Source organism: Arhodomonas sp. KWT2 (genome assembly GCF_041949875.1).
In the GTDB taxonomy this organism is placed as follows: Bacteria; Pseudomonadota; Gammaproteobacteria; order Nitrococcales; family Nitrococcaceae; genus Arhodomonas; species Arhodomonas aquaeolei.
In genome coordinates this window covers 417220-430708 of sequence record NZ_JBHFPQ010000051.1, presented here as the reverse complement: position 1 = coordinate 430708, position 13489 = coordinate 417220, and the positions used below count along the sequence as shown (strand labels likewise).

The 13489-nt window shown below is 72.5% G+C and carries 12 protein-coding genes; 8 read left to right on the top strand and 4 right to left on the bottom strand.

Features of this window, described 5'->3' with window-relative positions:
- Positions 1-31 precede the first annotated feature (31 nt).
- The 3 genes from ACEZHJ_RS17380 (at position 32) to ACEZHJ_RS17370 (ending at position 2727) form a co-directional block, all read left to right on the top strand.
- Entirely contained in the window at positions 32-1243 is a 1212-nt protein-coding gene (locus tag ACEZHJ_RS17380; protein ID WP_240466175.1) for an N-acetyltransferase, read from the top strand.
- Complete coding sequence (locus ACEZHJ_RS17375; protein ID WP_375036733.1) at positions 1240-2112, top strand: nucleotidyltransferase family protein; 873 nt, start codon at positions 1240-1242, stop codon at positions 2110-2112. The genes ACEZHJ_RS17380 and ACEZHJ_RS17375 overlap by 4 nt, the downstream gene beginning before the upstream one ends.
- A 153-nt stretch (positions 2113-2265) precedes the next feature.
- Positions 2266-2727, top strand: a complete 462-nt coding sequence (locus ACEZHJ_RS17370; protein WP_163140038.1) for a hypothetical protein — start codon at positions 2266-2268, stop codon at positions 2725-2727.
- Between the two features lie 18 nt (positions 2728-2745).
- Here the strand turns inward: ACEZHJ_RS17370 and ACEZHJ_RS17365 are convergent, their stop codons facing one another.
- On the bottom strand, positions 2746-4155 hold the full coding sequence (locus ACEZHJ_RS17365) for an MmgE/PrpD family protein (RefSeq protein ID WP_163140040.1): 1410 nt from the start codon (positions 4153-4155) through the stop codon (positions 2746-2748).
- 185 nt (positions 4156-4340) lie between these two features.
- The gene (locus tag ACEZHJ_RS17360; RefSeq protein ID WP_205599803.1) at positions 4341-5156 is read right to left on the bottom strand and encodes an NTP transferase domain-containing protein; all 816 of its coding nucleotides are present in this window, start codon (positions 5154-5156) and stop codon (positions 4341-4343) included.
- 118 nt (positions 5157-5274) lie between these two features.
- On the opposite strand from ACEZHJ_RS17360, the gene lptF reads away from it, so the two are divergent.
- The 5 genes from lptF (at position 5275) to ACEZHJ_RS17335 (ending at position 11215) form a co-directional block, all read left to right on the top strand.
- Complete coding sequence (lptF, locus tag ACEZHJ_RS17355) at positions 5275-6348, top strand: LPS export ABC transporter permease LptF (RefSeq protein WP_163140042.1); 1074 nt, start codon at positions 5275-5277, stop codon at positions 6346-6348.
- The gene (gene lptG / locus ACEZHJ_RS17350) at positions 6345-7412 is read left to right on the top strand and encodes an LPS export ABC transporter permease LptG (RefSeq protein ID WP_163140044.1); all 1068 of its coding nucleotides are present in this window, start codon (positions 6345-6347) and stop codon (positions 7410-7412) included. The genes lptF and lptG overlap by 4 nt, the downstream gene beginning before the upstream one ends.
- A gap of 9 nt (positions 7413-7421) precedes the next feature.
- Positions 7422-8804, top strand: coding sequence for a lipopolysaccharide biosynthesis protein (locus tag ACEZHJ_RS17345; protein ID WP_163140046.1), 1383 nt, complete (start codon positions 7422-7424; stop codon positions 8802-8804).
- 87 nt (positions 8805-8891) lie between these two features.
- On the top strand, positions 8892-10130 hold the full coding sequence (locus ACEZHJ_RS17340; RefSeq protein ID WP_240466240.1) for a glycosyltransferase: 1239 nt from the start codon (positions 8892-8894) through the stop codon (positions 10128-10130).
- An 8-nt stretch (positions 10131-10138) separates the two neighbouring features.
- The gene (locus tag ACEZHJ_RS17335; protein ID WP_163140048.1) at positions 10139-11215 is read left to right on the top strand and encodes a glycosyltransferase family A protein; all 1077 of its coding nucleotides are present in this window, start codon (positions 10139-10141) and stop codon (positions 11213-11215) included.
- A gap of 40 nt (positions 11216-11255) precedes the next feature.
- Here ACEZHJ_RS17335 and ACEZHJ_RS17330 read toward each other — a convergent pair whose 3' ends face one another.
- Together ACEZHJ_RS17330 and ACEZHJ_RS17325 are read right to left on the bottom strand one after the other, a co-directional pair.
- A complete protein-coding gene (locus tag ACEZHJ_RS17330; protein ID WP_163140050.1) occupies positions 11256-12209 on the bottom strand; it encodes a sulfotransferase in 954 nt (317 codons plus the stop codon).
- Positions 12206-13468 carry a glycosyltransferase gene (locus tag ACEZHJ_RS17325; RefSeq protein WP_163140052.1) on the bottom strand — a complete coding sequence of 421 codons (1263 nt, stop codon included), beginning with the start codon at positions 13466-13468 and terminating at the stop codon, positions 12206-12208. Before ACEZHJ_RS17325 ends, ACEZHJ_RS17330 begins: the two co-directional genes overlap by 4 nt.
- Positions 13469-13489 lie beyond the last annotated feature (21 nt).

The following is a 13489-nucleotide window of genomic DNA, read 5'->3' as shown; positions in this document are numbered from 1 at the left end:
AACATAATTGTATGTATCGGGACACCTGACCATGTCACTGGAGGATAGTGCGGCCCCGGCGGCTACCGGCGCGGACGCGGAGGACGGCCGTACACCGGGGCAGGCAGCCGGTACGTCCGGTGCCCCCGAGCTGCGCCGTGCGGACGGACGCGCCGGGCTGCGCGCCTTCATGCAGGTGCCCGCCGAGGTCTACCGCGACGATCCCGCCTGGGTGGCGCCGCTGTGGCTGGAGCGCCGCCTGCACTACTCCCGGCAGAATCCCTTCCTCCACCACGGGCGCTGGCAGGGCTGGGTCGCGATGCGTGACGGCCGCCCGGTCGGGCGCATCTCCGCGCAGGTCGATACCCTGCACCAGGCGCGCTACGGCGCCACCGGTCATTTCGGGCTGCTGGAGGCGGAAGACGATCCGTCGGTCTTCCGCGCCCTGGTCGCGGCGGCGGAACAGTGGCTCGCCGCCCAGGGCGTGCGTGAGGTCACCGGGCCGTTCAGCTTCTCGATCAACCAGGAATGCGGCCTGCTGGTGGACGGCTTCGAGACCCCGCCCGCGGTGATGATGCCCCACGGCCGGCGCTGGTACGCGCCGCGCCTGGAGGCGGAGGGCTACCGCCCCGCCCAGGACCTGATTGCCTACGGTATCGACACGGGTTTCCGTCATCCGCCGGCGATGACCGCCCTGCTGGGCCGGTTCGGCGAGCGGGTGCGGCTGCGTTCGCTGCGCCGCCGCGAACTCGGTCGGGAGCTGGAGCTGCTGCGGGGGATCTTCAACGACGCCTGGTCGCGGAACTGGGGCTTCGTGCCTTTCACCGCCGAGGAGTTCGCCGAGCTCGGCCAGGTCCTGCGCTGGGTGGTCGACGACGATCTCGTGCGCATCGCTGAGGTGGACGGCGAGGCGGCGGCGTTCATCGTCGGCCTGCCGGACCTCAACGAGCTCATCGCCGACCTGGACGGGCGGCTGCTGCCGTTCGGCTGGCTGCGCCTGATCCGCCGCCTGCGCGGCGGTGCCGCGACCCGCGGGCGTGTGCCGCTGATGGGGGTGCGCCGGTGCTACCAGGACTCGCCCCTCGGGGCGGCGCTCGCCTTCGCGGTGATCTCCGGGGCGCAGTCCGCCTATCTCGAGCGGGGCATCCGCTGGGCCGAGCTGTCCTGGATCCTCGATGACAACGCGGGCATGCGCAAGATCCTGGAACGCCTCGGGGGCGAGCCCTACAAGCGCTACCGCCTCTACCGGAAGGCCATCGCGTGAGCGCCCGGGTGATCCGTGCCCGGGCCGGCGCCGCACCGCCGGAGCCCTTCGATGCCGTCGTCCTGGCCGCCGACCGCGGGCCCGCGGACCCGGTGGCTGCCGCCACCGGGTCCGCCTGCAAGGTCCTCGCGCCGGTGGCCGGCCGCCCCATGGTCCTGCGCGTGCTCGACGCGCTCGCGGCGAGTCCGGCTGCGACGTGCACCGTGCTGTGCGGTCCGCCGGCGCCGGCGCTGGCGGGTAGCGGCGAGCTGCGTGGGCGCATCGACGCCGGCGCCGTCGACTGGATTGCCCCGCAACCCGGGCCGAGCGCGAGTGCCGAGGCGGGGCTGACCCATCTCGGCGGGGGGCGCCCGGCCCTCGTGACCACCGGTGACCACGCCCTGCTGACCGCGGGGATGATCGACGGTTTCACCGAGGCGGCTGCGGCCGGGGGCTGGGACGCCGTGGTGGGGCTGGTGGAGTACGACACGGTAGCGGCGGCCTTTCCCGGCGTGCGCCGAACGGTCACCCGGCTCAGCGACGCCGCCGTCTGCGGCACGAACCTGTTCGCCTTCCCGACGCCGGCGGGGCGTTCGCTGGTGCGCTACTGGCAGCGGGTGGAGGCGCGTCGCAAGCGCCCCTGGCAGGTGGTGCTGGGTGCGGTCGGGCCCACGGCGGTGGCGCGCTACGCCCTCGGGCGGCTGAGCCTGGAGGCGGCGCTGGAGACCCTATCGCGCCGTCTCGGGGTCAGCGTCGGTGCGGTGATCCTGCCCTGGGCGCGGGCCGGGGTGGACGTGGACTCGGCGGCGGACCTGGCGCTCGCCGAGGCGGTGCTGGCCGGAGACCGGCCTGCGGCCCCCGCCGGTACGCCGGCGCCGCCCACCGCCTGACCGCGGCCCGGGCCCGGACGGTTTCCCTCTTATAGAAAACCTGAATATACTCCTTATGACCCGGCCATCGGCCGGGATGCCTGCGTCCGCCGGCAGGGCGCGCCCGCCGCTGCCGGCCGGGTTAATGATAAGGTGCGATCAGGAGGATCGCCGGTGTCCGACATCACCGTGGCCATTGTGCTTCACGTGCTGGGCGTCGTCTGGTGGGTCGGCGGCATGGCGCTCGTCACCACCGTTGTCCTGCCCCACCTGCGCCGCCATCCGGACGGTGCGCTGGAGCGTTTCCATGCGGTCGAGCGGCGCTTCGCACCGCAGGTGCGCGTGGCGGTGCTGACGGTCGGTGCCTCCGGCGGCTGGATGCTCTACCGCCTGCAGCTCTGGCGTGTCCTCGGCGAGCCGGCCTTCTGGTGGCTGTGGGCGATGATCGCCCTGTGGACGCTGTTCTTCCTCATGCTCTTCGTCCTCGGGCCCACCGGGGTCCTGCGGCGGATCATGTCCGGCCCGCTGGAGCGGGACCTGCCGTCCCGGCTCGCGCGCATGCACCACCTGCACGTGCTCCTGCTGGTGTTCGCGCTCGTCACCGTCGCCGGCGGTGTGGCCGGCGCTCACGGCTGACACCGGCGGGGCCGCTGCTCACGGGCGTTCCCCCGCCGCGGCGTTGCCTGATTCCGCCGGGCGTGTGCCCGGCACCCGGGCGAGCAGCGCGCCAAGCTCGCCGACCCGGCGCTGTTCCAGCGTGGCGAGGGTGTCCACGATGCGATCCCGCAGCCATGCACCGGTAAACGGGGTTACCAGGCGGCCGAATTTCGCCACCGCGTCGCCCCATTCCAGCGGATTGGTGTGGAATCCGCGGTACGCGGCGGTCTCTGCGCTCAGCACGCTGCCGTCCCGGAGGGTGACGTCCACGCGGCTCGGCATCTCCGCGGGGAAGCGCGCGGAATAGTCCGGATCGGGCCGTACCGTCACCCGCTGAAGCAGCTGCTGGACGTCGTCGCGGCGGATACGCGCCGGGGCGTACTGATCCGGCTGCACCTCGCCGTCGAGCAGCGCCACGGCGACCATGTACGGCAGCGAGTGGTCGGCCTCTTCCTTGGTATGGATACGGCGCTTGTCGCCCTCCTCGCCGCCGCCGATGATGTCGTAGGCGACCTGGAAGGTGGTGACCGCCACCTCCCGGATGGCGGCGGGATCGAACCCCGGGCGGCCGGTGATCCGGATGGCGGCATCCAGGGCGGACTGCGAGTGGATCTCGGCGTTGTGCTTCTTGACGATGGTGCGGCGTACGCTTTCCAGGTCCTCCGCCGCCCAGTCGATGTCGAAGTCGCCGGCGATGGTCTGCTTGAATCCCTTGTTGCCCTCGAATACCTGTGCCGGCCCGGTGATTCCGGCGCGGGCCAGCAGTGCGGCGAACGTGCCCTCCTTCGCGACCTGCGGATACGCCAGGCCCTTCCAGTGGGAGAGTTCCCCGGTGCGGGTCACCCGCAACGCATTGTTGGCGGTGCCGGCAATGGCGATGGCGTTGGCGGTCTGCTCCGGCGTGAGTCCGAGCGCTCGTGCGACGCCGGCAGCGACGGCGTAGGCGCCCTGAACGGTGTGATCGAAGCCGTGGCCGCGCACCGGTGCCACGTCGGAGAGCCGCGTGTGCACCTGGTAGGCGCAGGCGAGGGCGGTGAGGAACGTCCGGCCGTCGGCCCAGGCGCTTTCCGCCGCGGCGAGTATGGCACCGAGGTTGTCCGAGGGGTGGTTGGTCTCGCCGGCGGCGAGGTAGCTGTCCATGAAATCGAGGTACCGGCTCAGTGCGGTGTTGTGGAAGGCCGCGCGGTCCGGGGCCGAGCGCCCGCCGCCGATCAGGGTGGCCTCGCCATTGCCGCCTAGGCGCTCCGTGAGCCCGCGTATCGCCATCGTCGGTTCGGCATCCAGCGCGGCGATCGCCACGCCGATGGTGTCGAGAACGCGGATCCGCAGCTGTGCCAGCGCGGCGTCGCTGAGATCGCCGAACCGGGTCCCGGTTACGAAACGTGCGAGCTTCTGGACTTCCGTCATCGCCTGCCTCCTGCGTGCCCGGTAACGGGCGCCGTATCGCCGACCGTCGTCGGGCCGGCGTTGTCACGAGGGAAGGACGTCCTACTGGGTATACGTAATGCGATTTGTTCGCATTTCAAGGGCTGGAGGCGTGATCCGGCGGGTCGGCGGTGATCGACGACGGCCGGCGGTTTCGGGGGGAGCGCTCAGCCGCCCTGGGCCGTGCCCGTCGAGGCCGTGGGCAGCTGTGCGGCGAGGACGTCGCTCACCGGTTCCAGGTCCTCGGGGAAGTCGAGCTCGGCCCATCGCCGTCCGGCGATGGGGAAGGCCCGGACGTGGTCCTCGTCGGCCATGGCGTCGATGATGGAGAGGTACCACAGGCGCAGCGCGTCCGGGTCGCGCATGGCGTGCTCGACGGCCTCCCGGAACAGCGACGCGCCGTCGCCCTGGAAGCGGGTCATGCCGATGGATTCGCCGTCCACTTCGGAGGCGTCCAGGCGCTTGCCCACCCGGCGCAGGCGGCCGTCACCGTGCAGCGAGACCTTCATGTCGTCGTCGTCGTAGGCGTCCTTGAAGTCCACCGTGAGGGTCACGGGGGCCGGCGGCGCGGCCAGCACGTCGCGGACGATGCCGCCTTCGAACAGGGTGTCGCCGTTGATGAGCAGCAGTTCGCCGCGGATTGCCGCGCGCGCGATCCAGCAGCTCGCGAGGTTGTCCGAGACCCGATAGAAGGGGTTGAACACGGTCTCGACACGGGCGCCACCGTAGCGGCGCTCGAGCAACGCCTCGACGCGTTCGGCGCCGTAGCCCGTGACCACGGTCACGCCGTCGATGCCCGCCTCCAGGAGGGTGTCTATCTGCCACTCCAGCACGGTGCGGCCATGAAAGCTCAGGGTGCACTTGGGCCTGTCTTCCGTCAGCGGCAGCAGGCGGCGCCCCTGACCGGCACTGAGCAGCAGGGCGTGGGTCGGCGCTTCGGGGGCATCTGCCGCCCCGTGCCGTGACGGTGACAGTGAATCCATCATCGGGTCCGGTTGCTCGGGCAAAAACGTAACTATTTCATCACATCCCCGCTGTATTAGCATTAGCGGCGGCCCGACAGGGGCGTCCGCCGGGCGCCCGGTCCCGGAGGGAGTCCGTTTGTCCCGCATCGTCCGCTACATCGCCGCCGAGGTCAGCCATGCCCTGATCCCCGTGCTGGCGCTGCTCGTCGTCATCTTCGCGGCCTTCGATACCGCGCGGAGCCTGACGGGTACGGCCGCCCTCGCCGTGGAGCTGCCGGTACTCCTCGAGCTCGTGGCGCTACGTACCCTGATCGCGCTGGACGTTCTGCTGCCCCTGGGGCTTTACCTCGCGGTGGTGATCGCCCTGGGCCGGCTTCACCACGATCACGAGGTCGTGGGGCTGCGCGCGCTGGGGTTCAGTGGCGCCGCGCTGGTGCGTGGTGTGCTCGTGGTGGCCGTGTCCGTGGCGGTGGTGGTCGGCGGGGTGTCGCTTTTCGCCCGTGCCTGGGCCTACGAGCGCGTCTACACCCTGGAGGCGGAGCAGGGCGCGGAGTTCGAGCTGGACGACCTTGCGCCCGGGCATTTCCAGGCCAACGACGACACCGGGCGTGTGGTCCATGCCCGGGCCCGCGGCGGGGACGGACTCCAGGGGTTCCTGCTCTACGAAGGCGACGACGGCGTGGTCCAGCTGGTGCTCGCCGACCGGGCCCGTCAGCCCGAAGGGGCGGCGGGGCGGACGCGCCTGCTCCTGGACGATGGCGCCGTCTACACCCTCGACCGCGACGGCGGCAGCGACCGGGTCTCCGAGTTCAGTGAGCTGACCCTGCGCCTGGAGCCGCCGTCACGGCTGGTGGGCTATAAACGCAAGGCCGCGGCGACGGCCTCGCTGCTGCGCTCCGAGCGCCCCGACGACGTCGCCGAGTGGCAGTGGCGGGCATCGCGCCCGCTGGCGGCGTTGCTGCTCGCGCTTCTGGCCGTACCGCTGAGCGCGACGGCCCCGCGGCGCGGTCGCTATGCGCGGGTGTTCACCGCCATGGGGGTGTTCGCGCTGTACTTCGTGGCCACGGACATGGCCCGGAGCTGGGTGGAGCAGTCAGCGGTGGGGGCATTCCCGGGTGTGTGGTGGGTGCACGCGGTGGCGGCGGCGGTGCTTCTCGGTCTGTGGCTGCGCGGGGCCGCGTGGCGGCTGCGGCGGGGAGGCGGCGGGTGAGCCGCCTGGAACGTCATATCGTCACCCGTGTGCTGATCGGCTTCGGCATCGCCGCGGCGGTGCTCCTGCCGCTGTTTTCCCTCCTCGATCTCGCCGAACAGCTCGAGGACCTGGGCCGCGGGGGCTACGGCTTCGTCGACGCGCTGGCGCATACGGCGCTGCTCGTGCCCCGGCGGCTGGCCCAGCTCGCTCCGTTCATCGGCCTGCTGGGCGGTATCGTGGGGCTCGGACTGCTGGCGGCCCACGACGAGCTGATCGCGTTGCGCGCGGTGGGCCTGTCCGCGTGGCGGCTTCGCCGCGCCACCGGGCTCGCGGCGCTGGCACTGGCGCTGGTGTATGTGGCCCTGCAGGGGGCGGTCGCCCCGGCGGCGCAGCAGCACGCGATCGAGCGGCGTACCGAGATCATTGCCGGCATGGATCGAGGCGAGGGCGGGCTGGGACTGTGGCTGCGCGACCGCCACCGGATCCTGCATATCGGGGCGATGCGCCACGGCCGCGTGCCGGTGGACGTGGAGCTCTTCCGGCTGCGCGGCGAGGCGCGGCTGGCGCGCTACGTGCATGCGGCCCGGGCCGAGATACGCGGTGACGGGACCTGGCGGCTGTACGACGTGACCATCAAACGCTTCTCCGGTGCGGAGAGCGGCAGTGAGCATCGCGCCAGCCTCGAATGGAAACCGTTCATCGATCAGGCCCGCATCGCGGCCATGCAGCGGCCGCCGGAGAGCCTGGACCCGGTGGACCTGGCGGGCTACGTGGCCTACCTGCGTGCCAGCGGCAGCCCGTCGGCGCGGTATGCGCTGGTATTGTGGCGCAAGGCGGGCCACGGTCTGTTGACCATCGCACTCACGCTGCTCGCCACCGCCTTCGTCACCGGCGGCGCCCCCCGCGGTGCGCTGGCCCCACGCCTGGTGCTCGGTGCCTTTACCGGCATCGCGGTGTTCATCGGCGACCAGATACTGGCGAGTACCGGCTTGTCACTGGGGCTTCCCCCGGCCGCGATCGCCCTGGTGCCGGCGGGGTCGATGCTCGTCGTCGGCGCCGTGCTCGCGGGCTGGCGGCGGTAAGGGGGCGGCATGGCAGGCGGGCAGCGACACGCGGGGGCGGACGCAACCATCAGTAAAGGGGCGCTGCGGCGGGTGCTGGCCAATTCCGGCAAGCTGCTCGGCGGCAAGACCGTGAGCGCCGTGCTCGGGCTGATCACCATCGCGCTGGCGGTGCGCGCCCTGGGGATCGAGGGCTACGGCACCCTGGCGCTGGTGCACACGTTCACGCTGGTGATCGGCCGGGTGGTCAACTTCAAGTCCTGGCAGGCGATCCTGCGCTACGGTACGCCGCTGCTTCACGACGGCGACCGGCCGGGGCTGCGGCGGCTGATCCGGTTCACCGCGCTGCTGGACGTGGCCAGCGCCGCGGCGGCCGCGCTCGTGTGCGCCACCCTCGCCTGGTCCGCGGGGACGCTGGTCGGCTGGCCGGCGGCGGTTACGCCCATGGCCGCACTCTATGGGTTCTCGGCGCTGTTCATGGTCTCGGCGACACCCCTCGGGGTGCTGCGGCTGTTCGATCGCTTCGACCTGCTCGCCGTGCGCTCGCCGGTGCAGTCCGGTGTGCGTCTCGTCGGTGTGGGCCTGGCGATAGCGCTGGACTGGGGGATCGCCGGGTTCCTCGCGGTGTGGTTCCTGGCAAGGGTGCTGACCACCCTCTCGCTGATCGTCTGCGCCTGCGGGGAGCTCGCCCGCCGGGGCCTGCTGGCCGGGCCCGCCGACAGCTGGCGGGGGTTGCGCGGGCGCTTCCCCGGCATCCTGCGTTTCATCGGGATCACGAGCGCCAATGCGGTCCTGGCGCTGGGAGTGGAGCACATGGGCACGCTCGCCGTGGGTGTGCTCCTGGGGGCGGATGCGGTGGGGCTGTTCCATGTCGCCGACCGGCTCGCCCGGGCCCTCAGCAAGCCGGTGAAACTGCTCACGCCGGCGATCTATCCGGAGATCGCCGGTCTGCTGGCCGCTGGCGAGACCCGGCGCCTGCGCCGGCTGGTCCTGCGCACGGTGGCGATCTGTGGCGTGCTGGTGCTCGCCGTGATGGCGGTGCTGGCCCTGGCGGGCGACCCGCTGCTGGGGCTCATGGGCGGCGCGCCCGCCCGCGAGGCCTATGGGGTGATGCTGTTGCTCGCCTTCTCCGTCCTGCTGCCGGTGTGGTGGTTCCCGCTCGGGCCGTTGCTGATCTCCGCCGGGCATCCCGGTCGCGCGCTGCTCTCCCAGGGCGTGGGCACGCTGGTCTACCTGGCGGCGGTGGCGCCGCTGGTGCATGTCATGGGTGTGGAGGGGGCGGGGCTGGCGGCCGCGGTCTCGGCGCTCGCGCGTTTGCTGGTGCGCCTTGCCGCGGCCCTGCCGTGGCTGCGCACCGCCGGATCACGCGGCGGGGGCGACAATGACGGACGCGTGCCGCTTGACGGCGGGTGACGCCGGGTGCGTAGATACCGCGCATCGCGCCGTCCGGGTCGCTCCGGGCGCCCTGTGCCACGCAACCACGAGTGTCATCCGCGTCCCGTGACCGAGCCGGACCCGTCCTTCGAGGCCCCCACCGTGGCGCTGTTCCTGCGCTCGCTCGCCGGCGTGGGGCCCGTGCGCGTGTTCCTCGACCTGGCCGCCGCGCTCGCGGCCCGCGGCTACCGGGTCGATCTGCTGGTGGCCTACGGCAGCGGTGCCTACCGGGACCGGGTGCCGCCGGGCGTGCAGCTGGTGGACCTGCGTGCCCCGGTGGCCCAGGCGTGCCTGCCGGCGCTGGTGCGCCGCCCGGGCCTGCTCCGGGCCCTCGGTCCGATCGTCTGGCTGCCCGGTGCGCCGCGGGTGCTGGGGGCGATCCCCGCGCTGGCGCGCTACCTCGCGCGGGCCCGGCCGGCGACGCTGCTCGCCGCCCAGCACTACGGCAACCTCGCCGCCGTCTGCGCCCACGCCCTCGCGGACTCCGATGCGCGGTTGCTGCTCTCCCAGCGCACCCAGATCAGCGATTACCTCCGCGCCGGCCGCACGCCCCGCAAGCGCCTGGTGCTCGGGCCGGTGCGCCGGCTCTATCCGCGGGCGGCGGCGGTGATCGCCGTCTCCCGGGGGGTGGCGGCGGACCTGTGCGAGCGCACGGGGCTCGACCCCGCGCGGGTGCCGGTGATCCCGAACCCGGTGGTCGACGACGGCCTCCCCGAGCGCGCGGCGCTGCCCTCGGGGCACCCCTGGCTGGACCAGCCGGACGGGACCCCGGTGCTGCTCGCCGCGGGCCGGCTGCACTACCAGAAGGACTTCCCGACGCTGCTCCGTGCCTTCGCGCGGCTGCGCGCCGACCGCGCGGCGCGGCTGGTCATACTGGGCGAGGGGCGCGGGCGCCGGGCGCTGGAGCAGCAGGCCCGGCAGCTCGGCGTGGCGGCGGACGTGGACATGCCCGGCTTCGTGGACAATCCCTTCGCCTTCATGGCGCGGGCATCGGCATTCGTGCTCAGCTCGCGCTACGAGGGGCTGCCCGGCGTGCTCATCCAGGCCCTGGCCTGCGACTGTCCGGTGGTGAGCACGGACTGCCCCAGCGGACCGGCGGAGATCCTGGAGGACGGGCGCTGGGGCCGGCTCGTGGCCGTCGGTGACGATCGCGCGATGGCGGATGCCCTGGTGGCCACCCTCGCCGATCCTCCGGCGCCCGGGGCCGTGCGCCAGCGCGCCGGGGCGTTCACCATGGCGCGTATCCTGACTCTCTACCTGCAGCAGCTCTCGCCGGCGCCGGGCGGCGGCGTCCGCGAAGGATGACGCCTGCCATGCCGACGCCGCATCGTCCCCGCGTTACCGTCGTGATCCCGGTCCACAACCGGGAGCGCTATCTGCCGGTCGCGGTCAACAGCATCCTCGCCCAGTCGTACAGCGACTTCGAGCTGTTGATGATCGACGACGGCTCCACAGACGGGAGCCTGGAGCTGATGCACCGCTATCAGGCGGCGGACCCGCGGGTCCGGGCGCTGAGCAACGGCGCCAATCTCGGCATTCCCCAGACCCGCAACCGCGGGCTCGACGAGGCCCGGGGCGAGTACATCGCCCTGCTCGACAGCGACGACTACGCCTACCCGGAGCGGCTCGCCGCGCAGGTGCGCTTCCTGGATGCCCATCCCGATCACGCCGAGATCGGGACCTGGGGCAGCTTCATGGACGGTGACGGCCGGACGTCCCGGCAGGTGCGCCGTCAACCCGTCGCGGCCCCGGCGGTCGACGCCGAGCTGCTGTTCCGCTGCTGCATCTCCAACCGCTCGCTGATGGCGCGCACCGCGGTGTTGCAGGCCCACCGCTACCGCGAGGACTTCCCGCGCAGCCAGGACTACGAGCTGCACGTGCGGCTCTCGGCGCGGCATCGCCTGGCGAACCTGCCGGTCATCCTCTCCTGCGGGCGGGAGCACCCCGGCCGCTCCACCAACATGGCCGCGGACCTCTCCCGCGAGCGAAAGACCGCGATCCATCGCGCCCAGCTGGAGGCCCTCGGGCTGCGGCCCACGGACGCGGACCTGGACCGGCACTATTGCCTGGGCCGGGGCGGGGTGCTCGGGGCCCCGGATCAGGACTACGTCGACTGGGCCGAGGCCTGGCTCAGCGACCTCCTCGCCGCCAACCGGCGCGCGGGCCGCTACGATCAGGCCGCCCTGGCCGGGGCGGCCGCCCGGCGCTGGGTGCGGGTCTGCTGGCGTGCACGGCGACGCCTGGGTGGCCGTGCGGTCATGCGGATGCTGCGCTCGCCGCTGATGCGGCCGTTCGCGCCCTACGGCGGCCGCTGGCTGCCGTGCCGCGTGCCGGCACCGGCGCTGGACTATTCCCCGCCGGCGGAGCGCGCCGGAGACGCGCCGGACTGACGCCGCGGGGCCGTTATTCCGTTGCGGTGTTCTGTGGGTGTTACCCGGCTTCGGCGCCGGTGCCCGGATAGCCCCAACCGGCCAGCGCCAGACCCGTCTCCGCCGCCAGTGCCCGGTTGTCCGCGGCGTAGTAGTCCTCGATGTAGTCCACGATCCCGTCGCCGAGCAGCTCCCGGGGCGTGAGCGTCCGCCCTGCCAGGGGCGAGCGGTCGAAGCGGCGCAGCAGCTCGTTCAGGTAGCGGTAGCGGCCGGTCGGCAGGACGTAGCGCTTGTCGTTCACGCTGCGATAGGTGAGGTGGTTGAGCGCCCGGGCCAGCCGCAGGGTCCGGTGCCGGTAGGCGGAGTTGGCCGCGCCGGCGTCCAGCGCCTGGAGATCCACGGCCAGTCCAAGCTGTTCGGCATAGTCCGCGAGGAATTCCGGCGGGTCGGTCCGGAACGCCTCGTAGGTGAACACGTGCACGCGGTCGCTGCCGAAGAGGGCGCGGTAGTGGCGGATCAGCCCTAGATAACTGAAATGGGCGAAGTCGAACAGCGGCTTCTTGTAGGGCCGGCGCCACTGGCCCTTGCGGTAGCTCGCCGGGAACAGGAACTGCTCTGCGTTCAGGGTCCCGCCGCGCTTGACGTACTGGGCATAGGCCGAGGCGATCATGTCGACCTGGTGGCGGATGAACAGCACGATCCGGGCGCGGGGTAGCACCCTAGAGAGGCGTTCGGCGATCTCCTTGGACATCGCGCCCTGGTGGCCCGCGGTCTCGAAGCTGCCGCTGATCTCCTCCTCGCAGAGGGCGACCGGTCCGGCGCCGTCCAGCCCGAGCGCCGCCTGCGCCCGCTCCGGCGAGAAGGCGAAGGCATGGGGGAGGACCAGGGCATCGAGGACTTCGTCCCGCGGGATGTAACGGTGGCTCGTCACCGCCGGGTAGAAGCGCCGCTGGAACCACGTCGAGGCCGTCTTGTGGTAGCCCGCGTGGACGATGCTCTCGGTGCTCGGTGTCATCCGGCGCCTCCGCTGGCGTTGGCCGTGGCGGCCGCCTCCCCCGCGATTGCCGTCAGACCGAGGATGTCGAGGTGGCGGGCGATGCTGCGTTCCTGGCCGAACGCCTGGCCCCGGGCGCGCACGGCCTCAGCCGGGGGCGGGTCGTCCAGCACCGCGGCCATCGCGGTGGCGAGCGCGGGCGCGTCCCCGAGGGGGACCAGCGGTCCGTGGCGGCCGTGATCGAGTATCTCCGCCGGACCGCTGGGGCAGTCCGTGCTCACCACCGGACAGCCGCAGGCGAGGGCCTCGATGAGCACCGTGGGCAGGCCCTCGAAGTCCGAGGACAGCGTGAACAGTGCCGCCCGGGCGAAGGCCGCGTAGGGGTTCTTCACCTGGCCCGGCAGGGCGACATCGGCGTTGATGCCGAGCGCCCGCGCCTGTGCTTCCAGCTGTCCCCGCTCCGGGCCCTCGCCCAGGATCACCAGTCTGGCCGCGCGTCCGGCCCGCAGGCGGGCGAAGGCGTCCAGCAGCAGCGGGAAGTTCTTCTGTGCCACCAGTCGGCCCGCCGCGACCACCACCGGTGGCCCCCCGTCGCTGAACCACGGGTGGGGGGATGGCGAGGCGGCGCGTTCCGCCAGGGCCGGCGTGACCACCGGGTTGTGGATCGTGGTGATGGACCCGCGCGGTAGTCCGGCGGTTGCCGCGAGGTCGTCACCGACGCCCTCGGAGACCGAAACGACGGCGTCCGCCTCCGGGTAGTAACGTCCGACCAGCGGTGCGATGTAGCGCCAGCGCCATTTGCGGCTGGCCGCAATGGCCCGGGAGAGCTGGGTGTGCTCGGAAAGCACCACTCGGGTGGACAGTCCGCTCTGATGCCGGGCCCAGAGGGCGAGGAGGTTGGTGCGCGTCTTTGCGGCGAGCAGGCTCGCGGGGCGGTATTCCGCCAGGTAGCGGGCCAGGTCCGCCACGTAGGGCTGCACCGGGGCCGGCCGCGGCGCGAGCAGCGCGGGGCGGGCCAGCAGCCCGATCTCCCGCGGGTACAGCCGGGCGAGCCGCAGCCGCGCGGCGGGGCCGGATTCCCGCTGCAGGGTGACCAGGCGAACGCCGTCCGGGATCGCGTCCATGTACGGCCCCTCGGGCCGGCACAGCACCAGGTCCACGCGCAGGCCGCGGGCCACGAAGCCGGCGGCAAGGTTCAGCGTCATCCGGCCGACGCCGCCGGCTGCCAGCGAGGGCAGCAACAGGGCTAGGTCCGGGCGTCGGCTCACCGGCGTGTCCATGGCTACCTCTGTGGGTGGGGC